Source organism: Candidatus Andeanibacterium sp., assembly GCF_057143545.1.
Genome location: NZ_DBNHSF010000057.1, coordinates 18,352 through 42,398 on the forward strand (window position 1 = coordinate 18,352; position 24,047 = coordinate 42,398).

The following is a 24,047-nucleotide window of genomic DNA, read 5'->3' on the forward strand; positions in this document are numbered from 1 at the left end:
GATCGCCGCGAGAGCAAGGGAAACCGGCCAGCTTCACGCACAAAGATGCGGTTCCGGCAGCCCCAGGCCGATCCCGGCCCTGAATGAACTGGAACGAATCGAGTCATGGCTCCGCAAGGCGCTGGATGCCGCCGCGGCGGCGGAACCAGCGGCCTCGTCAGCTGCGGAATGGCTGCTTGATAACGGATACCGAGTGCAGCGTGCCGTGTTGCAGGTGAAGCAGGACCTTCCGAGAGGATTCTACCGTCGGCTGCGCCCGCTGGGCGAAGGCTCGGCCGCGGGTGAACCTCTCTGTCTCCTGATCGCCCATGACATGCTGCATGCGACCCATTTCCAGCTCTCGCGCGAGGCCGTGCTCGTCTACCTCAGGGGATATCAGGAGGAGTACCCACTCACCATAGCAGAGCTCTGGGCAATTCCCGCCATGCTACGGATTGCCTGTCTTGAGCGGCTGGTTGGCGGCTTCGACGCTCTGTTTCCCTCGGTTCCTATGCCCTTTGCGCCCAGCGCCAGTTGCCGGATGTTTCTCGAGGAAACGGCACCAAACGAGCGTGTGGCGCGCGGGATTGCCAATCTTGGTGCAATTTCCGGCATCGCCTGGAAGGACGTGTTCGACGCGGTCAGCTTGGTCGAACGCGTGCTCGCAGACGATCCGGCAGGAGTCTACGCGGGCATGGATTTCGAGACGCGCGACGAGTACCGCCGCGCTGTTGAGCGCATCGCCTGCCGTTGCGACAAGGCCGAGCTGGCTATCGCCGACCGCGTGGTCGGGCTTGCTCGCGCCGAGGAATGCTCTCCACGTAACCATGTCGGCTACTGGTTAATCGGCCAGGGACTCGCCGAACTGGAGCGCGAGAACGGCGCATGCACGCCGATCCGCATCCGTGTTGCGCGGCTGCTCTTACGCCACCCAGGCAAAGTCTACACACTGGCGCTGTTTCTGCTCGGCCTGGCCGGCTTGGCCGTTCCGGCAGCCTATCTCGCCGAGTGGGCAGCGACCCCGCTCCAGTGGGTGCTTGGCATCACGCTCTCAATCCTGCCCGCAACGGTAATCAGTGTCACGCTGGTCAATTGGCTGATTACACTCACCGTGCGCCCGACTCGTCTTGCCAAGCTCGATTTCGCAAGAGGCATCGATCCCGCCTGGCCGACCGTCGTGGCGATGCCGGTCATCGTGCATGACGCGGAAGAAGTTCCTGCGTTGCTGGCGAGGCTTGAGGCGCATTTCTTGGCCAATCCCGGCGCGCGCGGCTATGTGCTGCTCAGCGATCCTTCCGATGCTGTGCAGGAGTGCTGTCCGGGCGATGAGGCGGTCGAGCGGGCCTTGCGGGAAGGAATCGAGACGCTCAACAATCGCCATGGGAAGGCAGCGCAGGGCGGGCCGTTCTGCCTCTTGCACCGGGCTCGCCGCTTCAATCCCGCTCAAGGCTGTTGGATGGCTTGGGAGCGCAAGCGGGGCAAGCTCGAGGAATTCAATAGCTTCCTCCTGACAGGCGAGTCGAATGCCTTTCCGCTGCAAAACGGTCCGGTGAACAGTCTCCGCGGCGCCCGCTTCGTCGTGACCGCCGACGCCGATACCCGGCTGCCACCCGGCTCGGTTGCCCGGCTCGCGGGGACCCTGGCCCATCCCCTGAATCGGCCCATATTCGACGAAAGCGGACGCGTGGCCGCCGGATACACCGTGCTGCAGCCGCGGGTCGAGATCGCGCCGCGCGGCAGCGACAGTCTGTTCGCGCGGCTGTTCGGCGGCGACACGGCCATCGACATCTATTCGCGCGCGGTGAGCGACGTCTATCAGGACCTCGTCGGATCAGGGAACTACGTCGGCAAGGGAATCTACGATGTCGCCGCCTTCACCCGCAGCCTCGAAGGACGGGTGCCGGAAAACAACCTGCTGAGCCACGATCTCTGGGAAGGGCTCCATGGCCGTGCGGGCCTGGTGACCGATGTCATCGTCTATGAGAGCTTTCCCAAGAGCTATGGCGAATACGTCCGCCGTTGGCATCGCTGGGTTCGCGGCGACTGGCAATTGCTGCCGTGGCTGTTTGCCCGTGTCCCCGGCGCGGATAATGCGCGCCTGCGCAACAGGCTGACGCTATTTGACCGCCTGCGGTTGTGGGACAACATGCGTCGCAGCCTGATCCCGCCCAGCGTGTTCCTTCTCCTGCTCGCCGGTTGGCTGGTTCTTCCCGGGAGCCCATTCGCGTGGACGGCCTTCGCGCTGCTCGCGCCTGGCGCCTACCTCTTCACCGATCTTGTCACGGGGGTCGCGCGGGGCCGCCGCAGGGGGGTTCTTGTGGGCAGCCTGCGGCGCGCGAGTGAACATGCCGGGCGCTGGGCGCTATCGATCACCTTCCTGATAATTGATTCAGTGATCGCGTTGCACGCTATCGGCACCTCCATCGTGCGGCTGATGAGGGGCCGCCGACTGCTCGACTGGACCAGCGCGGCGCATGTCAGCCGGGCCATGGTGCATCTTGGCACGCGCGGGGCGCACTGGCGTGGCATGTGGGTCTCGCCGGCTGCCGCGCTCCTCCTGCTGGCTCCTCTCAGTGTGCATCCACCGGCGTTGGTCGCAGCCTTGCCGGTGCTCCTGCTTTGGTTCGTCGCGCCCGAATTGGCGTGGCTCACGGGTCGCTCGCGCAGCCGCAGGGTCGAAGCGCTGCAAGACGATGAGCGCGTGTTCTTGCGCCTGGTCGCACGCCGAAGCTGGCTGTTCTTCGAAGAGCACGTCCGCCCGGAAGAACATTGGCTGCCACCTGACAACCACCAGGAAGAGCCGGTCGAGGCCACCGCTCGGCGGACATCGCCAACAAATATCGGCATGATGCTGCTTTCCGTCGTGGCTGCGTGGCGCCTCGGGCACATAGGGGTGGAAGAGTGTCTGGTGCGATCGCGCGAGACATTGAACACGCTCGACCGGCTCGAACGCTGGAACGGTCACATCCTCAACTGGTACGATATTGTCACCCTTGCGCCGCTTGAACCACGCTATGTCTCGACCGTTGACAGCGGCAACCTGGCGGTCAGCCTCGTCACCCTAGCAAAAGGGTGCGAGGAGATGATCGGCCGCCCCGCCTTCAATACAGCGCGCTGGCAGGGCTTGGACGACTGTCTCGCGCTTCTGGCCGAGGCATTGGGCAGGTCAGGCTTACAGGATTCATCTCGGACGGTGGCCGTGGTCGAGCGGCTGCGGGGATTGATCCGGTCCTCTTCGGCGGACCCCGTGCGCTGGCCGGACCTGCTCGAAGCATGCGGTGAGGAATGCGCCGATCTGGGGAACGACCTTGTCACCCTGTTCGATGCTCCTGCCGAGCTTCGCGCGGATGCACTAAGCGAGTTGCGCACCTGGCTCGAACGAAGCGAGCATCATCTCGCGGCGATGCGACGCGAGGCGGACGAGGCCCTGCCCTGGCTGTGGCGGCTGGCCGATGCCCCCGCGGGCGCGGACGAGTTGGCGATGGAGCTTGGCAGACTTCTTTCGCCCACCGAGCCGATCGGGGCATCGCGGCGGCTTGCCGCGGATGCCGACCGGGTCCTGCGGCGATGTGAGGTCGAGACCGCGAACCCTGCAATCCGCCAATGGCTCGCCGCCCTCGACGAAGACATCGGTCGCGGTCTGTCGCACTGGCGGCAGCTCGAAGAGGGGCTAGGGACGCTCGCGGGGCGCGCTTCGGATTTCGCGGAGGCAATGAACTTTGAGCCGCTCTACGACCGGAACGAGAGATTGTTCTTCATCGGCTACAATGTCAGCGACGATCGCATGGACCAGCATCATTACGATCTGCTGGCGAGCGAGGCACGGCTGGCGAGTTTCTTCGCGATCGCCAAGCAGGATGTTCCCGCAGAGCATTGGTTTCAGCTCGGCCGCCCGATCGTGAAGCGGCGGGGAGAGCTGGCACTCGTATCGTGGAATGGCTCGATGTTCGAATATCTCATGCCCCGCCTCTTTCTCAGGAGCGATGCGGGCACCTTGCTATCCGAAAGCAATGGCAGCTCGGTCGACATCCAGCGCCGCTATGGCGCCGCGCGAGGAATTCCTTGGGGCATCTCCGAATCCGGCTTCGGATCGGTCAGCTCGGACGCCACTTGGCGTTATCGCGCATTTGGGGTGCCGCAACTGGGATTGCGCCGCGGACTTTCCGAAGACCTCGTGGTCGCTCCCTATTCGACCGCGCTTGCGCTGGCCGTTCGTCCGAAAGACGCGGTGGAGAATATGCGCGAACTCGCCGCCATTGGCGCACTCGGTCGCTGCGGCTTCTACGAAGCACTGGACTTCACGAAAGGGCGCCGCGGCGAGGGTGAGGCCTACAGGCTCGTCAAATCCCACATGTCGCATCACATGGGAATGAGCATAGCCGCGATCGCCAACGTGCTGTTCGACGACATCTTCGTGCGGCTGTTTCACCAGGACGCCCGCGTTCAAACGGTCGATTTGCTGCTGCACGAGCGGGTTCCTTGGGAACTGCCGCCGGAAGTCGAGCGGATCGAGCCGTTCGCTGCTCAGGCAGTACAGGACACTGTGGCACCTCGTTCGCAACCCTGGACTCCGTCGGGCCAGATCGCGCCGGCGCTGTATGCTCTTGGCAATGGCCAGCTGACGTCCCTGATCGGAGAGGACGGGAGCGGTGAACTCCTGTGGAGGGGACAGGCGCTTACGCGTCCCGGCGACGCCGGCGAGGGGAACGGGCATTTCGTCTATCTGCGCGATGTCGAAAGTGGTGATGCATGGTCAGCGACCTCCGCTCCTGTTCGAGGCGGCGAAAGACGGCGTACGAGATTCCATGCGCACAAGGTGGAATTCCGGTGTCAGTCGGGCGGAATCTCGTCCCGGCTCGAACTGATGGTGGCCCCGGCGGAGAACGTCCAGATTCGCCGTTTGCGGCTGGTAAACAAGACCCCGGCGACGCGAACGATCGAGGTCGCCAGCCATGCTGAGATAGCGTTGGCTCCGCCTGCCGACTGGTCGCGCCATCCCGCCTTCGCCAGGATGTTCGTGGCTGCTGGCACGCATCCGGAATTCGCGGCACTTTCCTTCGAGCGCCGGGCACGCGATCCGGCCGAGACTGCGCCCGTGATGGTAGAACGCCTGGTCGCGGACGAAACGGGAGTGCGCCTGACCGGCTGGGAAGTCTCGCGCGCCGTGACGAGAGGGCGCCATGGCACGGCCGCTGCCTTCCCGGTCTTCTCCGGTCGGCTTGGCCCGCGCCCGCGATTCCCCCTTGATCCGGCTTCGGCGCTTCTGACGGAAGTGGTGTTGCCGCCCCGGGGAGAAGCCGAACTGGCCTTCGTGACCAGCGCGGCCGCAACACTTGAAGACGCGCTCGAACTGGCGCGCCGCTATGGTTCGCTCGGCTCGCTGGACTGGGCCGAGCAGGACGCTGCCGAACGCAGCGCACGCGAGTTGCAGGATCTTGGCCTCGCGCAGGATCGGCTCGCGGACGCCCAATTGCTGTTCTCTGTCCTGCACACGAGGTCTGGTCCGCAATTCGCCGGGGAAGGAACGGCAGGACGCGAAGACCTTTGGGCGATGGGCCTGTCGGGTGACCAGCCGATCTTGCTGGTTGAACTTACCGACGAGTTCGACATTGGCGAACTGCGCTTTCTGTTGGCCGCGCACCGGCAATGGCGGTGGCGAGGCTGCAAGGTCGATCTTGCGCTGCTCCACCCCGGACTGCCCGGCTATGTCGAGCCGATGCGCGAACGGTTGCTCGACCTTCTGCGCGAGGCGGGCAGCCTCGATCTTCAAGGTGAGCGTGGCGGCATCCATATTCTCGGCCGCGAGCAGATCCAGCCTGGGCGGGTCGATGCCTTGCGTGAAGCTGCCGCGGTTGGCCTGACGGCATCGGGCGTACCGGTCGGCGAGCAGCTCGAGCGGCGCCTCCCCGAGCCGGCTCTCAGCCCCGCGTTTACAACTTCCGGGCGAGACTTTGACGCACCGCCGGACGCTGGCCTGTTGGCGCCAGATCTCCGCTTCCATAACGGCATTGGCGGCTTTGGCGCCAACGGCAATTACGTGCTCGATATGCGCGCCGGGAAGACGACACCGGCCCCATGGTCGAACGTGCTTGCCAATGAGCATTTCGGCGCAATCGTCACCGAGGCGGGGCTGGGCTGCACATTCGCCGGAAATAGCGGAGAGAACCGGCTGACGCCGTGGCACAACGATCCCTTGTCGGACCTTCAGGGTGAGGCGCTCTACTTGCGCGACGAGGAGACGGCGGCGGTCTGGACGGTGGCGCCCTTGCCTGCCGGTCGAAAGAACGCTTGTCAGATCGAGCATGGTCCCGGCAAGACCGTCTGGCGGCGCGAAAGCGAAGGACTATCGCAAGAGATGTCTTGCTGCGTTGCGGACAGTGATCCGGTCAAGCTGGTACGTGTCAGGCTGACCGACCGGCTGGGCGTGGTGAGACGCATCACGGCAACCTATTTTGCCGACTGGCTGCTGGGTGCGGATGCGCAGGAACCCGGGCCGTTCCGCCGGTCCTGGTATCGCGCGGATTTCCATGCCTTGCTCGCGCAGAACCGCTGGCACCGCGAGTTTGCGGGACGGATAGCCTTTCTTGCCGCAACTGAGCCTCCGCACAGCCTCACCACCTCGCGGCGCGAATTCCTCGGCCAGCCGCCGGACTGGAGGCGCCCGCAAGGTCTTGTCGCATGGGATCCGGGCAATCGGCTCCAAAACCGCGGAGAGGACAGTGGCGCGGCGCTTCAGCTCTATTTCGACATTCCCGCAGGCGGATCATGCGAGTTCGCTTTCGTCCTGGGACAGACCGGCACCGAATCCGAAGCGGCGGAGCTGATCGCCCGCTGGCAGGACATCGACAAGGTGGCGGACGAGTTTGACCGGGTCGAGCGGCACTGGGACGAGCGGCTCGGAAGCCTGCGTGTCGACACCCCCGATCCGGCGCTCGATCTGATGGTCAATCGCTGGCTCCCCTGTCAGGCGATCGCTTCACGCCTGTTCGCCCGGGCGGGCTTCTACCAAGCAGGCGGGGCATTCGGCTTTCGCGACCAGCTCCAGGACGTGCTTGCCCTCCTGGTCGTGGATCCCAGACTGGCACGGGACCAGATCCTGCGTGCTGCCGCCCACCAGTTCGAGGAGGGCGACGTCCTTCACTGGTGGCATCCGCCGAGCGGCCGCGGCGTGCGAACACGCTGTTCGGACGACCTCCTTTGGCTGCCCTTCACGGTCGCACGCTATGTCGAGGCGACCGGCGATCATGCCCTGCTCGACGAGCGGGCTCCATTCTTGCACGCCGCCGAACTGCTCGAGGACGAACACGACCGTTACGCCGAATTTTCCGCTCAAGGCGAAGCGAGCATCCACGAGCATTGCCTGCGCGCCTTCGACCGCGCCTGGCGTCTGGGCGAGCACGGCCTGCCGCTGATCGGCGATGGCGACTGGAACGACGGGATGAACCGGGTCGGACACGGCGGAAAGGGCGAGAGCGTGTGGCTCGCCTGGTTCATGGCGGCAACGATCCGCAACTTTGCAGCGATGGAGCGGGCGCTGGGCAGGGATGGGTTCGGAGAGCCTTGGCTCGCCCGCGCGGAGCAACTCGTCGCGGCAATCGAGCGCCACGGGTGGGACGGGGAGTGGTATATGCGGGCATTCGACGATCTCGGACGGCCCTGGGGCTCGCGCGAGAATGAGGAGTGCAACATTGATTCTATCTCGCAATCATGGGCGGTGATTGCAGGTGGCGGCGACCCGAAGCGCGCTCGGACCGCGCTCGATAGTGCATTCGCGCGTCTGGTGCGCCCCGGTGAAGGGATTGTCCGGCTGCTCGACCCGCCCTTTGCCGAGACGCTGCGCGACCCCGGCTACATCAAGGCCTACCCGCCGGGCATCCGCGAGAATGGCGGGCAATACAGCCATGCCGCCGCCTGGCTTGGGATTGCTCTTGCGATGCAAGGCGATGGAGACCGGGCGAAGGAAGTGTTCGACCGCCTCAACCCGATCCTTCATTCGGACACCCGAGAGCAGACTGAGCGCTACCTGGTCGAACCTTACGTGGTGGCTGCCGACATTGGCGGCGCCGATCCCCATCTCGGGCGCGGCGGCTGGAGCTGGTATACCGGCGCTGCGGCGTGGAGCTGGCGGCTGGCGGTGGAGCATATGCTGGGGATACGGCTGATGGATGGCGGGATTGAGGTTCGCCCTTGTTTACCCAGCGATTGGAACGGTTTCGAGGCGACGGTGATGGGCGAGGGGAGTATCGAGATCACGGTCAAACGGGGAGCGGAGTCACGGCTCACGGTCGATGGCGTGGCGACATCATTCGATGGCGATCCGATTGCGTTTCCGGGAAAGTGCAAGGTAAGGCGGGTCAGACTCATCATTGCTGCTTCGGCACGGAAGCCCCACGCGCACGATGCCAACGGCAGCCGCGTCCAAGGGCAAGCGGTCCGAGGCTGAAAAGCTTCAGTCAGTCTGCGCGGCGATGATCCGGATGATGTCGTCGGTCTCGTCATGGCTGTTGCGATTTTGCCCGACCCGCGGCTGCGTCTTCCTAGGGGTGTCTTTCGGATTTTTTCCGGGAACGGGCCGGGTCGTCAGTGGCAGAGGAACAGCGGCACGGGCGGATCGGCGAGCAGGCCGCGGGTCACGCCGCCAAGCACAAGCTCGCGCAGGCGCGAGTGTCCATACGCGCCCATCACGACGAGCCCGGCTTTCCGCGCCTGCGCCGCCTGCCGCAACGCGTCTTTGGCCGATCCATCGAGCGGCGGCAGGGCGACCAGCTCGCATTCGATGCCGTGGCGCGAGAGGAAACGCCCCCCTTCGGTGGGCGGAAGATCGTAACCGCGCCCTTCGCGTGCTTCCTCGACCGTGACGAGGAAGACGGAGGACGCCTCCTTGAGCAACGGCACTGCTGCGCGCAACGCGTGAGAGGCCTCGATCGAGCCGTTCCATGCGACAAGCACTGGCGCGGTTCGATCGATCTCTTGCGCCGTGGATGGTACCACCAGCACCGGGGTCTGCGCATGAATCGCGACCTGTCCGGCGAGGCTCGAAGCACCCCGGCCGCCACGGGGCTCGCAGGCGCCGAGCACGACTAGGTCGCTCAGTGCGGCATGTGTAAGTATCAGGTCTCCGGCCGGCACCAGTTCGGCGATCCAGTCCCAGGCAACCCCCTCTCCTTCGAGGCGGGTCTCGATCCGCCGCTGGAGTTCTTGTGCATTCTCGCGCAGCACCGGGATCATCTCGGCCGCCAGCGCTCCGTAGACATCGCCGGGAGCGGCGAAATCGATGGGGATGGGCTGGACGCATTCGATATGGCCATCGAAACGTCGGGCGAGGCCCATTGCCGCCTGGAGCCGTGCCTCGAGGCAGTCGTCGTCGTGGACGTGCAGCAAGATCGAACGCATGGCCAAGCCCTTTCCCTATCCTGAGCAAGAAGCAGCCTAACGCCCTCCTCGCGGGCGTAACTACGGATGTCTCCTGAGTCTGTCCTTCGTAACATTCCCTATTTTGGCCCGCGCCATCCCCGCGCAATGATCGACTTAATTTGAAGGAGTCTGCACGTCTTGTCGCATTGGTACTTGGTGAAGCTCGAACTGGCGCCCTGCGGAGAATTCCCACGCGGATCAGCAGGCAGGTCTTATCTTCTGCGGCTTCCATTGACTGCTTCGGGTGAAATCGACAACCTGGAACTGACTGCGAACCCCAGGGCGGCGTTCGTCCGGCGCTATTGGCCCGACCAACAGGACCGTTCGGGCATTGTCAGTCCCAATGCTTCTGGATGGAACCTCGATTATGGCGACGGATCGAGTGCGCTGCGCGGCCATCTCGATCACGCCAGGCTCGAGCCCGAAGGCATTGTGCAGATCGTCGGCCTCGATAATGTGCGGCGGCCCTTTCGCGTCGTGTCGGTGCGCCCCGACTGATCCTGCAGCTTCGGCTCAGCTCTCTCCCAACCCCGCAGCGAACGCTATCCTGAGCAGGTCGGAGAGGTTGTTGACCTCGAGCTTCTTCATCAGGTTGGCGCGGTGAATTTCGACCGTGCGGGCGCTGATCCCGAGATCGTAGCCGATCGTCTTGTTGGGATAGCCGACAACCAGCCCTTCGAGCACTTCCCGCTCGCGCGGGGTCAACCCGTTGAGGCGCAGCTGCGCCTCTTCGCGGCGAGTGCTGTCCCTGCCCTTGCGGCCGAGCCGCGCAAACGCCTCGTCGAGCGCTTCGAGCACCACCGTCTTGTTGAAGGGCTTCTCGATAAAATCGACGGCACCAGCCTTCATCGCTCGCACGGCCATCTCGACATCGCCATGGCCGGTCATGACCACCACCGGGAAAGTCACGCCGCGCGCATTGAGTTCCCCCTGCACCTCGAGCCCGTCCGTCCCGGGCATGCGGATATCGAGCAGCACCGCCCCGGGGTCGAGCTTGCCGGCCTGATTGAGGAATTCGGCGCCATCGGCGAAGGCCTCGACTTTGAGGCCGGAAGTCTTGAGCAAAAAACCAACCGAGCGGCGCACGGAATCGTCGTCATCAACCAGATAGACCGGGAATTCGCTCATGGCTGCCTCTCTAGTTCGGCTGAGGGCAGGGTGAAATGGAAGGCGGTTCCGCCCAGCTCTGAAGGTTCAGTCCAGATCTTGCCTTCGTGCGATGCCACGATCGTGTGGCAGATCGAAAGCCCCAGGCCCATGCCGCTATCCTTGGTGCTGACGAACGGCTGGAACAGGCGTTGGGCAATTTCCGGGCCGATCCCGGGCCCGCTGTCCGACACGGTGACTCTCACCATCCCGCCCTTGTCCGGCATGCTGCTGATCGCCAGCTGCTTGACCGGCACTTCGGCCATCGCATCGAATGCGTTGCGCATCAGGTTCAGGAGCACTTGTTGCACCTGCACCGGATCGACAAGCACAGCGTCGCATTTGGAATCGAGCCGGGATACGAAGTCGATGTTGCGGACGCTGACGTCGAGCAGCGCCAGTGCGGTCGTTTCCTTCACGAGCCGCTGGAGGCTGGCAATCTGGCGGGCAGCCTCGCCGCGCGAAACAAATTCACGTAGTCGGTGGACGATCTGGCCCGCTCTAAGCGCCTCCTGCACGGTCTCATCCAGCGCTTCGCGCACCATTGCGAGGTTATCCGGCGTCGGATCGGCCAGCAGGTCGCGTGCAGCCTGGGTATAATTGGCGACTGCGGTCAGCGGCTGGTTGAGCTCGTGTGCGATCGAGGTGGCGAGCGTGCCCATCGAGGTGATCCGCGAGGCATGCGCCAACTCACCCTGGAGGTTGTGCAGCATACGTTCGGTTTCTCGACTGTCGGTGAGGTCGCGGATGAAGCCTGCGAACACCTTCGCAACTTCCAAAGTCACTTCGCCCACCGCCAGATCGATCGGGAACGTCTCTCCGTTGCGCCTGCGCGCCGTGGTTACACGGCCGATGCCGATGATCCGCCTCTCTCCAGTATCGCGATAATGCCGCAAGTATCCATCATGCTGTTCGCGGTCGGGCGAGGGCATCAACATGCTGACATTCTCGCCCATGACTTCGCTTTCGCTATAGCCGAACATGCGTTCGGCGCCCTTGCTGAAGGAGAGGATCCGGCCGCGTTCGTCGATCACGACCATCGCGTCGGGCACGGTGTCGATCAGCGCGTGCAGGTCCTCGACGCCGCCAAAGGCAGCCAATGTCCCATCGGAAGTTGAACCGCGAAGTCCCATCCAGGTACCACCAATTCTTGAAGCCTACGCGACTACGACTTTCACTGTAAAGAAGTGAAGGAGCATGAGTGTCCCCCGGGGCATCTACGGAGGTTTGCGTATCAGAGCTGCCCTGGGCCAAGCGTAATTCATTCGCATCGAAGCCAAGAGACTCAGGAGAAACGCAATGTCCGATCTGATGCTGAAAGATACGACGCCGCGGCAGGAAACGAGCTTGGTGGAGCAATTCATGGAACCGATCACTCGCCTGCGCGACGAGGTCGACCGGTTGTTCGACGATTTCCCCATGCGCTGGCCGGCGTCGGCGCGCTTTCCTTCGCGCCTTTCGGCGCTGCTGCCCACCCCGGCGGTCGAGATGACCGAGACCGACAAGGCCTATAAGATCAGCGTCGAGGTGCCCGGCATTCCGGCTAACGAGATCGAGGTCGAGGCCGAGAAGGGCTTGCTCGTGATCAAGGGTGAGAAGAAAGAAGAGCGCGAAGAGAAGGAGCGCGACTGCGTCCGCTCGGAGCGCAGCTACGGTGCGTTCGAACGGCGCATCGCGCTGCCGCGCGATGCCGATCTCGACAAGATCGAGGCGAAGGCCTCCGACGGCGTGCTCAAGATCGCCATCGCGCGCGACAAGAAGGCAGCGCCCGAGCGCCGCAAGATCGAGATCAAGGGCGCGAAGTAGGCTGACCGGATCGCCGTCCGCCAAAGCGGCACCCGTCCCCACCCTCAAGCAGCTGGGCGGACGGCGACTAGAGCCAGTGGAAGTACTCGAAAGACCGGGCTCTACCGTCAGGGCCGTTCCGCCGATCCCGGAACGGCCCATCCTTCTTGTCCGGCAGGGCAAGCCGATTGAAGGGTTGCCTATCGTAAGTTGCGCTCCGGGACATTCCCTAATGCGCAGGAACGCCGGACCTGCCAAATCTGGTAAATTGGACACTCAATCATGGGAGGTCGACATGAGCGCAACCGGGCTCGACGTCTTCGACAAGACAATCCATACGACCAATCTCTGGCTTGAAGGCATTTCCGAGCGGATCGGGCCCGACCGCCAGCTTGCCTGGAAGGTTCTCTCGACCGTGCTTCACAAGCTGCGCGACCGGCTTCAGCCCGATCTCGCGGCCCATCTCGGCGCACAGCTGCCGCTGCTCATCCGCGGAGCCTATTACGACCTGTACGAGCCTTCCAAACAACCTCTTGAAAATGCCGGCGGTGAGGAATTTGTCGAGGATGTTGCGCGCTGGCTCTCTGATGCGCGTCCGGTCGATCCGAACGATGCGATCGCCGCCGTGTTTGCGGTGCTCGACCGGCATGTCTCGCAAGGCCAGCTCGACAAGGTCCGGCATGCGCTGCCCAAGAGCATCCGCGCGATGTGGCGTGTGGAAGGGCGGATTGGTGAAGGATCGTCTTGCTAGCTTTGGTCAGCACGTATCTGGAACATGCAGGAGTATGACCAATGGCATTTGAATTCGAAGGCGGCAGGCCTGGACTAATGCTGCTAGGAATTCTGGTGATCCTGGCGATCATTGCTCTTATGACAGTGATATTTTTCCCGCCGTCCAAGGACGTGAAAACTGAGGGAGAGCGGGTTCAGAGGCTCCCCACCAGCGAATAGACCACCGCGCCCGATGGCCCCGAGGTGCAAGTCGATCTGCCGAATCACGGATCCCTGACTGCCACGGCGGCAGAACCGGCTGACGTCGCGCTGGAGGGGAATAGTCCCAATAGCCGCGCCGTTCTGCCGGTTCTTTCTTTGGCCTGAAAATGGTTCATTCCGGGCGCGTGACGGTCGGACCGAGCCGTTCGATCACCTCGCGCGCGTCGAAGACATTGCCATTGCCTGACGGGCGTTGCCCCTCATACATCACGATCTCCGCGCTGGCTTCAAAACTTTCTACCGTTCGTGTGTCGAAGAACGGATCGTCATCGAGAGGGTACCAATGGCGCCAACCAAACGGACGGTCGTAGTAGTGCCAGTATGGTCTCCAACCGTCATAGCCCCACCACGGACGATAGAGCGGATCGCGTCGCACTTCCTCGCGCACTTCGTGCTCCAGCCCGCGGTAGACGATCCTGAACCAGTCGTTGCCCTGTTCGAGCGTAAGCTCGGCCGCGCGGTAAAGAAGATAGCCCTCGACTGTCTCGCGCGAGGTCAGCATGTTGCCGGCGAAATTCACGCGCCAATGGTCGGGGCCGAGCATCGCTTCGGAATAGCCGCCCCTGGCGCTTGAAGAGGAAGCCCCGAGCGGCTGATACGGAGTTGGGGTTGCACAGCCGGCGAGCGCAATCGCGGCGGCAAGGCCGATCGCGGCGAGCCTCCGGCGCAGTTTGGAAGCTGGGGGAACTCGATTGGCCATGCATCTCTCCTTGCCTGGTTCGCGTCGCGGAGCCGCGCGCGCGTGGCCGATGCCCATCTTTGGCAACCTGCCCTTGGTCCGCGAATACGGAGACTCCCGTAATGCGGTCTGCGGTAGCCGGTTCAGTAGGTATCCGTATTTCGGGGGGCCCAGGAACGGTGTCCAAACCAAGCTTCTGTCGATGGAGGTGACCATGAGAATTTCCCAAGTAATGAGCCCGAATGTGCACTCGATCGAGTCGACCGCCGGTATCGCCGAGGCGGCGCGCATGATGGGCGAATTCGATATCGGGGTGCTGCCAGTCGTGGACGACGGAGAACTGGTTGGGATCGTAACCGATCGCGACCTTGCCGTGCGCGGTCTTGTGGGCGGCCTCCATTCAGGCTCTCCGATCATGCAGGTCATGTCGGCGGACGTCCACACTTGTCTCGAGAGTGACGATCTCGACGATGCCCTGAGGATAATGGCTCGCCAGCAGGTGCGCCGCTTGCCGGTCTGCTCGGAGGCGGGAGAACTGGTCGGTATGGTCTCGATCGGTGACCTTGCGAAGAAGGACGACGACGAAGAGGAAGTGACCGAGGCGCTGCGCGACATCTGCCGTCCGGCGGGGCTTCATTCCCAGCGGCCTCGCGCGGCCTGAGAGTCTCGGCCGATGGCGAGCGTTCCTCCGGCGGATCCGGACCGGATCGAACCTGCGGCCCCTCCGGAGACGGTGCCTCCGGTGCCGGAACCCTTTGCTCCGCCGTCGCCCGAGACGGAGCCGCCCGATCCCGACTTCGACGAGCCCGATCGCGGGCCGGAAGAACTTCCGTCCGACTAGGTTGCGCTTGATGGGGAGCGCCAGGCGCGGCAGGGGAGTCCTATGCCCGATAATCCGCTCAAGCTGACCTTCCATGGCGCGGCACAGACCGTCACCGGATCGTGCATGGAATTTGCCCATGCCGGACATAGGTTGCTGGTCGATTGCGGGCTGTTCCAGGGCTCGCGTTCGCTCGAACGGCTGAACCTCGAGGATTTCGCCTTCGATCCGCGCAAGCTCGATGCCGTGGTGCTGACCCATGCCCATATCGATCATAGCGGGCTGCTGCCCAAGCTTGCCGCGCAAGGTTTCGGGGGACGGGTCTGGTGCACCGGGGCGACTGCCGACCTGCTCGAATTCATGCTCGCCGATGCCGGGCGGATCCAGGAGACCGAGGCTGAGCGGCGCAACCGGCGCCGCGACCGCGCGGGAGAAGAGCCGTTCGAACCGATCTACACCGCGCAGGATGCGCTCGACGCCTGGCGCCTGTGCCGGCCAGTCGGGCTGGAACAGTGGTTCGAGCCCGCGCCGGGCTTTCGCGCGCGGCTGTGGAACGCCGGGCATAGTCTCGGCTCGGCCTCGGTCGAGCTCGATTGCGCTGGGGTGCGGGTGATCTGTTCGGGCGATATCGGGCCGGAGAACAAGGCGTTCCAGCTCGATCCGGAGGGACCATCAGGGTTCGATCACGCGATTTGCGAGTCCACCTATGGCGACCGGGAGCGCGATAAGGTGACGATCGAGGAACGGCGCAGGCTGCTCCAGGCGGAAGTCGAGGCGGCGATGACGCGGGGTGGAAACCTGGTAATCCCGGCTTTCGCGCTCGAGCGGACGCAGGAACTGCTGCTCGATCTCGGCCACCTGCTCTCGGCCGGCGAGTTGCGCGATGCGCGGGTGTTCGTCGATTCACCGCTGGCGAATCGTACGACCGGCGTGTTCGCCCGCTATGCGTCCGAGCTCGAAGACACTGGCGGGCGCAATGTCTTCGACCATCCCAGCTTCCATTTCGTGAGCGAGGTGAGCGAATCCATCCGGCTCAATGCAATCTCTGGCGCGATCATCATTGCGGCATCGGGCATGTGCGAGGCCGGGCGCATCCGCCACCATCTGGCTCACAACCTTCACCGGCGGGATTCGACCGTGCTGTTCGTCGGCTTCCAGGCGCAGGGCACGCTCGGCCGGGTGATCCTGGAGGGGGCCGAGACGGTCCGGATTTCCGGTGTGGACGTTAAGGTGAGAGCTCAGATCCGGCGGATCGATTCCTATTCGGCGCACGCCGACCGAAACGAATTGATCGAGTGGATAATGGACCGTTCGCCGATAACCGGGAGCCTGTTCCTTGATCACGGCGAGCCGGAGGCGGCGGAGTCGCTGCGTCGGGAATTGCAGAGCCGCGATCCGTCGCTGTCGGTCCGGTTGCCTCGGATTGGGGAATGTTATGCGCTCGAGCGGGGCAAAGCCGCGAAACGCACCGCAACTGGCAGAAGCGACATCGCCCAGGCAACCGGGCGCGATTGGCAGAATGAATATGCCGCTTTCGCCACCTCGCTCAAGGCCCGGCTTGCGGAAATACATGACGATCGCCAGCGCAGAAAGGCCATTGAGCAGATGCGCAATGTGCTCGATTCCTATGCCGAACACAAAGCGGCAAAGGGCGGCAAGAGGCAGCGCTAGGACTGCGCCATGCCCGGGCGCCGGCGCGCTGCCGCCAGCAGCTTCAGAGGCTGCTCGCATAGCAGCGCAGCCTGTCCTTGAGCCAGATAAGTCCGGCGTCCTGCGCACGGGTTGAGTGGTACTGCATGACCTGCTTCATTACCGGAAGTTCGAAGGGGGCCTCGGCAATCCTCAACCCGAGGATCGGCGCAGTCGCGTTTGCCAGTCGACGATACATGACCGAGAGACGCATGGATCCGCGTACCAGCCAGGGGGCCTGGACGAAGGATTGGGCGATCACCTCGATCTTCCGATCGGGAAACTTCGTCTCGAGGATGTTCTCGATGAAGGTATGCCGATCGAATACCCGCACCGCTACCTGGCCGCTTTCAAGATAGGCTTCCTCTGTAATCGGCGACCTGAAAATCGGATTCTTCTCCCACCCGACGATAACGTGATCCTCCTCGAACAGGAGCTCGTTGGGGTGCTCGCTCTCGAGGAATACATCGGGTGAGACCTGCAGGTCGATTTCTCCAGCGTCGAGACGGCGCATACTTTCAACATTGGGAAGCGACAGATCGAAACGAACGTTTGGGGCTTCGCGTTCCAGTTCCTGGATTAGAGGCGCAAGCAGGACGGTCGTGATGTAATCGGAAGCGCTGACCCGAAACAGGCGCTTGGAGGTTGCGGGTTCGAACCCGGTTCCCGCCGCGATCAGTCCTCTGAGGTGGAGAAGTGTCGACCCGACTTCCGCCTCAAGCGCCAGCGCCCGCTGGGTGGGAACCATCTTCTTGCCGTGCTGGACGAACAGCTCGTCCTGGAGCGCCTCGCGCAATCGCTTCAGGGCAGCGCTCATCGCAGCCTGGGTGATATTGAGTCGTTCCGCCGCGCGGGTCACGCTGCGTTCCGAAAGGAGCATCTCGAGGGCCACGAGAAGGTTCAGGTCGAAATTGTCCAAGCGCATGAATTAACAAATAACATTTATGCAAAATAACAAAAACAAAAAATTGGACTGATTAAATGTCTCATGGGATTGGGTTCTCCAGGCCTGGAGGTAAGGGCCGCTCAGGGAGACATGTCATGAGGAAGGCCCTCCTCGCCGGTTCGGCAATCGTATTCGCTCTCGCAACCCAGCCTGCATACGCTCAAGACGATCAAGAGCAGACGTCCGAACAGGCACGCGGCTCTGTCGGCATCACGCCGATCGTCGTCACCGCACAGAAGAAAGAGGAATCGCTCCAGGACGCGGCGATCGCGATCAACGCGGCCTCGGGCGACGAACTGGTCAATCTCGGCGTGGTCGATTCCACCGGGCTGAACAAGATTGCCCCGGCCCTGTATGTGACCACCGGCGGCGGCGCCAATGCAGGCTATTTCGTGCGCGGCGTCGGCAATTTCACCAACAACGGCTACACGAGCCCGGCGGTCGCCTTCAACATCGACGGTGTCTATATAGGTCGCCCGTCGTCGACCATCGCCTCGTTCCTCGACGTCAACCGGGTCGAAGTGCTCAAGGGACCGCAGGGCACGCTTTACGGCCGCAACGCGACCGGCGGCGCGATCAACGTGATTCCCAACGCCCCGAAGCTCGACGTCTTCGAGGGCTCGATCAGCGGGCAATACGGGAATTACGACGCCTACCAGCTGACCGGCGTCCTCAACGTCCCGGTGGGCGAGCAGGCCGCCATTCGCCTGGCCGTGTCGCAAAGCGAACGCGACGGCTTTTTCTCCGACGGAACCGGATCGGCCGACGACCTGGCGCTGCGCGGACAGATAAAGGCCGAAATTTCCGATGCGGTCGATGTCCGGATCTCGGCCGACTACTCGACCCAGAAGGGAACCGGACCGGGCCTCAACGTCAATGGCGTCTATGTATTCACGCCGTTCAGTCCCGCAGCGACGATTGGGAACTGGACCTACATCCCGTCGCCGCCGAATGTCGCAGCACCGTTTACTGGGCTGCACGCACCACAAACGCTGGGCTTCATCGAAGGCGTTGCCACCGCTGCGCCCTTGTTCTCGCCGCTGACCGGATATTCCTATCCCAATCGCGACGACGAGTATTTCGGCGTCAATGCCGAGCTTAACTTCGACCTCGGCGGTGTCGATCTGGTGGTAATCCCGGCCTATCGTCGCTCGGCGTTGGACAATCTCTTCAACGGCCCCCCGTTCAAGGGCGCGATCAACGAGGACGTAGCGAAGCAGTACAGTGTCGAAGCGCGCCTTTCGGGCAGCGAGGGACCGGTCGACTGGATCCTCGGCGGCTATTGGTTCGACGAAAACGTCAAGGGCGTGAACTCGTTCAACCAGTTCTCGACCGTCACCCATAACAGTTTCGATTCGTCCACCAGTTCGTTCGCGGTCTTCGGTCGCGCGACCTTCCACGTGACCGACGACCTCCGCCTGGTCGGCGGCATCCGCTATACCGATGAAAGCCGGACAATCGATGCGCAGGCGACATCGACAGCCGGTGTCTGCCTGATCGAACCCCCCTTCGGACCGCCGAGTTGTCCGCAGGTTCCGACTATCCCAGTCGGGCTGACCCTGACGGATTCGCTGGAGGCCCTCGATCCCTCACTGTTTCCGGCCGGCAGCCCGCTCGATGGGCCGGTGCCATACGGCGCGTTTCCTTATGGCCCGTTCGGGATGATGGGCCCGCAGGCGCTGCTGGTGATTACACCGACGTTCATCGATCGTTCGGCCGGCGATCAGGAAGTGACCTGGCGCGCGGCGCTCGAATTCGACGTGACCCCCGACAATCTGCTCTATGCCAGTTTCGAGACCGGCTTCCGCGCGGGCGGCTTCAACGTCACCTTCGGACAGGAGGAGTACGCTCCCGAGTTCATCGACGCGTGGACGATCGGTTCGAAGAACAGCTTCCTCGACAATCGCCTGCAGCTGAACCTCGAAGCGTTCTACTGGAAGTACCGCGGACAGCAGCTCGCTGCGCTCGGTATCGATGCAAACGGGAACAACTCGTTCTACACCCGCAATGTCGGCAAGTCCTCGGTCAAGGGCGTCGAGCTCGATTTCCAGTTCCTGGCGACCGAGACGACGATGGTCCACGGCGGCGTGCAGTACCTCGATGCGAAGTACGATTCCTTTGCCTACAATCAGGTCGACCTGTCCGACGACACCGATCCCCCCAATTTCCTGACCCCGATCACCGGATGCGCGTACACGCAAGTGATTGACCCGGTCCGTTCGTTCGACATCGATTGCTCGGGCATGAGGGCCCTCTATGCGCCAGAATGGTCGCTGAACGCCGGTATCGAACAAACACTAGGCCTCGGGTTCGGCGAGCTGACGGCCGCGGTTGACGCACGCTATCGCAGCGACCGGATGATCAGCTTCAACTATCTTCCAGCCGGCAACAGTGGGGACGACTGGACGGTCGATGCCTCGCTGACCTTCGTTCCGGATGGAATCGACGTTTCCATTACCGCCTTCATTCGCAATCTGGGCAATGAGACGATTCCGTCGATCTACCAGGTGGGAGCAGGCAACGTGTCGGCTTCGGCCTACGAGCCGCCACGCACCTATGGCGTGCGCATCGCCTACGATTTCTGATCGGTCGGTTGTTGCTTCGTTCGCTTGCCTTGACTGCCCTGGCCGCGCTCTTGCTATGCGCCGCGCCCGCGCCGTCCCTGGCGCAAGCGGGGGCGAGCGATAACGCGCATTCTTCCTGGGTGACGCTGGGAACGCATGCTGGTCCCTTGCCGAGTGCGGTACGCAGCCAGCCGGCCAATTTGCTGGTTCACGGGGGTAAGTATTACCTCGTCGATGCAGGCGATGGCGTTTCGGGGCAGCTGGCGCGCGACGCCGATGTCGGGGCGGTGGTCATCACCCATTTCGAAGGCTACGATTCCGACGACCCGCGACATTTGGAGTATCACGGGACGGTCTCGGCCCTCTATAGAGGGCCGGTTATCATCGCCAATGACATGGACGAGTTCTGAGATGCGAGGCTTGAACATTCTCATAATCGGGGGCGGGATCGGCGGGCTTACCTCGGCCATCGCCTTGCGGCGCGACGGTCATGACGTGACCGTTATCGAAAAGGATCCCGCCTGGTCGGTCTACGGCGTCGGGATCATCCAGCAGGGCAACGTGCTGCGTGCGATGAAGCAGCTTGGCCTGCTCGACGACTACCTCTCGGCCTCGGTCGGATTCGACGCGGTTGCGGTCCACGCGCCAGACGGGACGCTGGTCGCGACCGTGCCGTCGCCGCGGCTGGTCGAAGGCTGCCCGGCCAATGTCGGGATCGGCCGTCCGGCGTTGCAGAAGGTGTTGGCGGACCGGGCAGTCGCGTCTGGCGCGGACATCCGTCTCGGCCTTACCGCCGACCGCCTCGACGATGACGGGGAAGGCGTGAACGTGACCTTTTCCGACGGGAGCGCCCGGCGTTTCGATCTCGCCATCGGTGCCGACGGCGTCCATTCGCAGACCCGCGGCATGATCTTTCCCGAACTTGAGGGAGCCCAATTCACCGGGCAATCGGTGTGGCGTTACAACTTGCCGCGCACCGAGGGCCTCGATGCCCTGCATGTCTATAATGGCCCGATCGGGGCAGGCCTCGTCCCGATCAGCGAAAGGCTGATGTATATCTACCTGACCACGCCCGAGCCGGGAAATCCGCGCTATGCGAGTGAAGGACTGGCCGGGATCATGCGGTCGAAAGTCCCCGCTCCGCTGTCCGAACTGGCCCAGCACATCACCGACGATAAGGCGGTGGTCTATCGTCCGCTTGAGGGCCTGATCGTCCGGAGCGACTGGCACAAGGGACGCGTGGTGCTATTGGGCGATGCCGTGCACGCCACGACCCCGCATCTCGGGCAGGGCGCGGGGATGGCGATCGAGGACTCGATCGTGCTGGCCGAGGAAATCGCGAGCCACGACACGCCGGAAGCGGCGTTCAGGGCCTATCGCGATCGCCGCTACGAACGCTGTGCCTATATCGTCGACAAGTCGCACGCCATTTGCATGGGCCAGCTGGGCAAGGGTCCACCGGTCGACAATGCCAAGGCGACCGCCGAAATGTTCAAGATCGTCTCGCAGCCTATCTGAGGATGATCCGATGAAAGACGCGAAACCCTTCCTCGAAAGCGCCTGGTACATGGCCGCCTGGAGCGACGAGATCGGCGAGGCCCTCTTCCGGCGCAAATTGCTGGGGGAGCCGGTCCTGCTCTTTCGCCGCACAGATGGCTCGGTTGCCGCTGTGCTCGACCGCTGTCCGCATCGGTTTGCGCCGCTTTCCCTGGGTGAGCGGGATGGGGATACGGTCGTGTGTCCCTATCACGGGCTGACATTCGACGGGCAGGGCGCATGTGTGCGCAACCCGTTCGCGGACAAGATCCCCGCCGCAGCACGTCTCCGGAGTTGGAAATGCGTCGAGCGTGACGGAATCGTCTGGATGTGGGGAGGGAATCCCGAACATGCGGAAGAGGCCATGATCCCGGATTTTTCGGTGGTTCGGGATGTGCCGGGGCGCAAGGTGTTAAGGGGCTACACCCATGTCATGGCGCCATACGAGTATTGTACGGATAATTTGCTCGACCTGAGCCATATCGAATTCGTCCATCGCGGCACCTTCGCGGGGGACGGCGTAATTTTCGCTGGCAAGCACACGGTCAGGCTGGACGGCGAGACGCTCCATTCGGATTGGTGGATGCCGAACGTGCCAGCGCCGTCTGCCTGTCGTCCTCCGTATCAGGAGGGGCAGTTGACCGATCATTGGCTGGAGATGCGCTGGAATGCGCCGGCCAGCATGAAACTGGACATCGGCGCGACCCTTCCCGGTGCGGCCCGTGAAGAAGGCTACGAGGTTGGCGGGCAGGCGCATATCGTTACCCCGGAGACGGAGACGACCTCGCACTATTTCACTGCAAATGCTCGCCACCACGAGATCGACAACGAAGAGTTGGACGCATTCTTGACCGAGCTCTTTCGCCAGGCATTCGAGGTCGAAGACAAGCCGATCATCGAGGCGGCCTATGCCAATCTCGATGGAAGGGACTTCTGGGACAGCAAGCCCCTTTCCCTCGGTGTCGATGCAGGCGGCACTCGCGCCCGCCGACTGATCCAGAAACTCAAGCAGGAAGAGACGCAGCAATGAGCCGTGTGACCGAAATTCGCTATGTCGGATACGGGGTCGAGAACTTCGACGCCGAGCGCGCATTCTATGCCGACAATTGGGGCCTGGCCGAAGTCGAAGCCGAACCGGATATCGCATGGTTCAAGACGCTGGGCGCTGTGGAGCACCACGTCGTCCGGCTGCACAAGAGCGACGCCAACACCGTCGAGGTGATTGCGCTCGCCGCCGACAGCAAGGCCGATGTCGATGCCTTGCACGGCAAGGTGGCAGCGGCGGGGTGCAGGATCGTCCACGAGCCCCGCGAACTCGACTCGCCAGGCGGCGGCTATGGCTTCCGCTTCTTCTCGCCCGACGGCCTGCCGTTCGAGATCAGCGCCGATGTCGCGCGGGCGGAGTCCCGGCCGATCGAGCGCTGGGAAGGCATTCCGGTGCGGATCAGCCACATCGTGCTCCACTCGCCCGACCACAAGGCGCTGGTGGCGTTCTTCTGCGACGTGCTCGGCTTCAAGGTCTCCGACTGGCTCGGCGATTTCATGTGCTTCCTGCGCTGCAATTCGGCGCACCACCGGATCGCGCTGTTGCCGGGGCCGCCCTGCCTCAACCATGTCGCCTACGACATGGTCGGGGTCGACGGGATGATGCGCGGCATCTCGCGCCTCAAGCAGCAGGATGTCGATATTCGCTGGGGTCCCGGCAGGCACACGGCGGGCGACAACACATTCAGCTATTTCGTCACGCCGAACGGCTTCGCGGTCGAATACACCGCCGAGCTTGAAGAAGTCGATTTCGAAAGCTTCGAACCTACTGTCTACGAGCCCGCGCCAAGGATCATGGACCAGTGGGGAGTCGGCATCGGCGGGCCGCAGACCATGCCGCATGCCGCGCCCGACCCCAGGCTGTTCCAGCCGGCGGAAGTCTGACCCCATGGCGCTGTTCGAATATTTTCCCAACTATATCTGGAACCTTTCGGTCGCGATGGCGCTCGAGAGCGGGGCCAGGATCGGCGAGATCGTCGACATGTGCGAGCCGATCCGCGAGGCAGCGGAGAGCGGCGATGCCGGGACGCCGGACTTCATGCGCCAATGGGTCAAACAGGCCGATACGCTGATCGAGCTTGCCGGCGAGGACGAGGAGAAGGGTCGCGGATTTTCCGCCTCCGACAAGCTCGAACGCGCGGCGCTCTACCTGCTGGTCGCCGAGCGGATGCAGGCACATGGCTCGGAAGGCCGGATGGAAACCTACCGAAGGGCGCTGGAGATTTTCGAACGCTCGACGCGCCTCGGCAGGCTCAATCGCGAGCGGGTGGAGATTGCCCTGGCCAGCGGAACCATGCCGGCGCTCTACACCCGCGCGCCCGGAGAGGGGCCGCATCCGGTTGTCGTCTATTGCAACGGGCTCGATAGCTGCAAGGAACTGCTCTACTGGTCGCGCCTGCCCGAAGCGCTCGCAAGGCGCGGCATTTCCTGCCTCAGCGTCGACCAGCCGGG

General features: G+C 63.4%; 19 protein-coding genes. 14 read left to right on the forward strand and 5 right to left on the reverse strand.

Features of this window, described 5'->3' with window-relative positions; all coding sequences use genetic code 11:
• The first annotated feature begins 193 nt into the window (after positions 1 to 193).
• Positions 194 to 8,422 carry a GH36-type glycosyl hydrolase domain-containing protein gene (locus AC16XC_RS03725; protein ID WP_484033295.1) on the forward strand — a complete coding sequence of 2,743 codons (8,229 nt, stop codon included), beginning with the start codon at positions 194 to 196 and terminating at the stop codon, positions 8,420 to 8,422.
• 137 nt (positions 8,423 to 8,559) lie between these two features.
• Here the strand turns inward: AC16XC_RS03725 and AC16XC_RS03730 are convergent, their stop codons facing one another.
• Positions 8,560 to 9,372, reverse strand: coding sequence for a universal stress protein (locus AC16XC_RS03730; RefSeq protein ID WP_484033296.1), 813 nt, complete (start codon positions 9,370 to 9,372; stop codon positions 8,560 to 8,562).
• A gap of 252 nt (positions 9,373 to 9,624) precedes the next feature.
• Here AC16XC_RS03730 and AC16XC_RS03735 point away from each other — a divergent pair, with 252 nt between their 5' ends.
• Positions 9,625 to 9,891, forward strand: coding sequence for a hypothetical protein (locus tag AC16XC_RS03735; protein WP_484033297.1), 267 nt, complete (start codon positions 9,625 to 9,627; stop codon positions 9,889 to 9,891).
• Positions 9,892 to 9,906: 15 nt separating this feature from the next.
• Here AC16XC_RS03735 and AC16XC_RS03740 read toward each other — a convergent pair whose 3' ends face one another.
• Together AC16XC_RS03740 and AC16XC_RS03745 are read right to left on the reverse strand one after the other, a co-directional pair.
• The gene (locus AC16XC_RS03740; RefSeq protein ID WP_484033298.1) at positions 9,907 to 10,521 is read right to left on the reverse strand and encodes a response regulator transcription factor; all 615 of its coding nucleotides are present in this window, start codon (positions 10,519 to 10,521) and stop codon (positions 9,907 to 9,909) included.
• A complete protein-coding gene (locus tag AC16XC_RS03745) occupies positions 10,518 to 11,639 on the reverse strand; it encodes a sensor histidine kinase (RefSeq protein ID WP_484033299.1) in 1,122 nt (373 codons plus the stop codon). Before AC16XC_RS03745 ends, AC16XC_RS03740 begins: the two co-directional genes overlap by 4 nt.
• Before the next feature lie 199 nt (positions 11,640 to 11,838).
• Here AC16XC_RS03745 and AC16XC_RS03750 point away from each other — a divergent pair, with 199 nt between their 5' ends.
• The 3 genes from AC16XC_RS03750 to AC16XC_RS03760 all read left to right on the forward strand — a co-directional run bounded on the left by AC16XC_RS03750 (position 11,839) and on the right by AC16XC_RS03760 (position 13,275).
• A complete protein-coding gene (locus tag AC16XC_RS03750; RefSeq protein ID WP_484033300.1) occupies positions 11,839 to 12,345 on the forward strand; it encodes an Hsp20/alpha crystallin family protein in 507 nt (168 codons plus the stop codon).
• Between the two features lie 274 nt (positions 12,346 to 12,619).
• The gene (locus AC16XC_RS03755) at positions 12,620 to 13,075 is read left to right on the forward strand and encodes a DUF2267 domain-containing protein (RefSeq protein WP_484033301.1); all 456 of its coding nucleotides are present in this window, start codon (positions 12,620 to 12,622) and stop codon (positions 13,073 to 13,075) included.
• A 41-nt stretch (positions 13,076 to 13,116) separates the two neighbouring features.
• Positions 13,117 to 13,275: a hypothetical protein gene (locus AC16XC_RS03760; protein WP_484033302.1), complete on the forward strand. Its 159-nt coding sequence runs from the start codon at positions 13,117 to 13,119 to the stop codon at positions 13,273 to 13,275.
• A gap of 154 nt (positions 13,276 to 13,429) precedes the next feature.
• Here AC16XC_RS03760 and AC16XC_RS03765 read toward each other — a convergent pair whose 3' ends face one another.
• Positions 13,430 to 14,017, reverse strand: coding sequence for a CC0125/CC1285 family lipoprotein (locus tag AC16XC_RS03765; protein ID WP_484033303.1), 588 nt, complete (start codon positions 14,015 to 14,017; stop codon positions 13,430 to 13,432).
• 193 nt (positions 14,018 to 14,210) lie between these two features.
• Here AC16XC_RS03765 and AC16XC_RS03770 point away from each other — a divergent pair, with 193 nt between their 5' ends.
• From AC16XC_RS03770 to AC16XC_RS03780, 3 genes are read left to right on the forward strand one after another with little or no spacing between them, the layout of a single operon-like run.
• Positions 14,211 to 14,657, forward strand: a complete 447-nt coding sequence (locus tag AC16XC_RS03770; protein WP_484033304.1) for a CBS domain-containing protein — start codon at positions 14,211 to 14,213, stop codon at positions 14,655 to 14,657.
• 12 nt (positions 14,658 to 14,669) lie between these two features.
• Positions 14,670 to 14,837, forward strand: a complete 168-nt coding sequence (locus AC16XC_RS03775; RefSeq protein WP_484033305.1) for a hypothetical protein — start codon at positions 14,670 to 14,672, stop codon at positions 14,835 to 14,837.
• Positions 14,838 to 14,879: 42 nt separating this feature from the next.
• Positions 14,880 to 16,487, forward strand: a complete 1,608-nt coding sequence (locus AC16XC_RS03780; protein WP_484033306.1) for an MBL fold metallo-hydrolase — start codon at positions 14,880 to 14,882, stop codon at positions 16,485 to 16,487.
• A 43-nt stretch (positions 16,488 to 16,530) separates the two neighbouring features.
• Here AC16XC_RS03780 and AC16XC_RS03785 read toward each other — a convergent pair whose 3' ends face one another.
• Positions 16,531 to 17,430 carry a LysR family transcriptional regulator gene (locus AC16XC_RS03785; protein ID WP_484033307.1) on the reverse strand — a complete coding sequence of 300 codons (900 nt, stop codon included), beginning with the start codon at positions 17,428 to 17,430 and terminating at the stop codon, positions 16,531 to 16,533.
• A 116-nt stretch (positions 17,431 to 17,546) separates the two neighbouring features.
• Here AC16XC_RS03785 and AC16XC_RS03790 point away from each other — a divergent pair, with 116 nt between their 5' ends.
• The 6 genes from AC16XC_RS03790 to AC16XC_RS03815 form a co-directional block, all read left to right on the forward strand.
• On the forward strand, positions 17,547 to 20,036 hold the full coding sequence (locus tag AC16XC_RS03790; RefSeq protein ID WP_484033308.1) for a TonB-dependent receptor: 2,490 nt from the start codon (positions 17,547 to 17,549) through the stop codon (positions 20,034 to 20,036).
• Positions 20,037 to 20,065: 29 nt separating this feature from the next.
• The gene (locus tag AC16XC_RS03795; protein WP_484033309.1) at positions 20,066 to 20,425 is read left to right on the forward strand and encodes a hypothetical protein; all 360 of its coding nucleotides are present in this window, start codon (positions 20,066 to 20,068) and stop codon (positions 20,423 to 20,425) included.
• A gap of 1 nt (position 20,426) precedes the next feature.
• Positions 20,427 to 21,533 (forward strand): FAD-dependent oxidoreductase, encoded by a 1,107-nt coding sequence (locus tag AC16XC_RS03800; protein ID WP_484033310.1) that lies wholly within the window; start codon positions 20,427 to 20,429, stop codon positions 21,531 to 21,533.
• Positions 21,534 to 21,582: 49 nt separating this feature from the next.
• Positions 21,583 to 22,581 carry a Rieske 2Fe-2S domain-containing protein gene (locus tag AC16XC_RS03805; RefSeq protein ID WP_484033311.1) on the forward strand — a complete coding sequence of 333 codons (999 nt, stop codon included), beginning with the start codon at positions 21,583 to 21,585 and terminating at the stop codon, positions 22,579 to 22,581.
• Positions 22,578 to 23,480: a VOC family protein gene (locus AC16XC_RS03810; RefSeq protein ID WP_484033312.1), complete on the forward strand. Its 903-nt coding sequence runs from the start codon at positions 22,578 to 22,580 to the stop codon at positions 23,478 to 23,480. Before AC16XC_RS03805 ends, AC16XC_RS03810 begins: the two co-directional genes overlap by 4 nt.
• Positions 23,481 to 23,484: 4 nt before the next feature.
• Positions 23,485 to 24,047, forward strand: a 563-nt coding sequence (locus AC16XC_RS03815; protein WP_484033313.1) for an alpha/beta hydrolase family protein, incomplete at its 3' end; no start/stop codon positions are given.

What these genes read in the sequence shown, in the direction of transcription:
- AC16XC_RS03730 (WP_484033296.1), bottom strand. Translation starts at nt 9,372, where the DNA reads ATGCGTTCGATCTTGCTGCACGTCCACGACGACGACTGCCTCGAGGCA.
- AC16XC_RS03740 (WP_484033298.1), bottom strand. Translation starts at nt 10,521, where the DNA reads ATGAGCGAATTCCCGGTCTATCTGGTTGATGACGACGATTCCGTGCGC.
- AC16XC_RS03750 (WP_484033300.1), top strand. Translation starts at nt 11,839, where the DNA reads ATGTCCGATCTGATGCTGAAAGATACGACGCCGCGGCAGGAAACGAGC.
- AC16XC_RS03755 (WP_484033301.1), top strand. Translation starts at nt 12,620, where the DNA reads ATGAGCGCAACCGGGCTCGACGTCTTCGACAAGACAATCCATACGACC.
- AC16XC_RS03760 (WP_484033302.1), top strand. Translation starts at nt 13,117, where the DNA reads ATGGCATTTGAATTCGAAGGCGGCAGGCCTGGACTAATGCTGCTAGGA.
- AC16XC_RS03765 (WP_484033303.1), bottom strand. Translation starts at nt 14,017, where the DNA reads ATGGCCAATCGAGTTCCCCCAGCTTCCAAACTGCGCCGGAGGCTCGCC.
- AC16XC_RS03770 (WP_484033304.1), top strand. Translation starts at nt 14,211, where the DNA reads ATGAGAATTTCCCAAGTAATGAGCCCGAATGTGCACTCGATCGAGTCG.
- AC16XC_RS03775 (WP_484033305.1), top strand. Translation starts at nt 14,670, where the DNA reads ATGGCGAGCGTTCCTCCGGCGGATCCGGACCGGATCGAACCTGCGGCC.
- AC16XC_RS03780 (WP_484033306.1), top strand. Translation starts at nt 14,880, where the DNA reads ATGCCCGATAATCCGCTCAAGCTGACCTTCCATGGCGCGGCACAGACC.
- AC16XC_RS03785 (WP_484033307.1), bottom strand. Translation starts at nt 17,430, where the DNA reads ATGCGCTTGGACAATTTCGACCTGAACCTTCTCGTGGCCCTCGAGATG.
- AC16XC_RS03790 (WP_484033308.1), top strand. Translation starts at nt 17,547, where the DNA reads ATGAGGAAGGCCCTCCTCGCCGGTTCGGCAATCGTATTCGCTCTCGCA.
- AC16XC_RS03800 (WP_484033310.1), top strand. Translation starts at nt 20,427, where the DNA reads ATGCGAGGCTTGAACATTCTCATAATCGGGGGCGGGATCGGCGGGCTT.
- AC16XC_RS03805 (WP_484033311.1), top strand. Translation starts at nt 21,583, where the DNA reads ATGGCCGCCTGGAGCGACGAGATCGGCGAGGCCCTCTTCCGGCGCAAA.
- AC16XC_RS03810 (WP_484033312.1), top strand. Translation starts at nt 22,578, where the DNA reads ATGAGCCGTGTGACCGAAATTCGCTATGTCGGATACGGGGTCGAGAAC.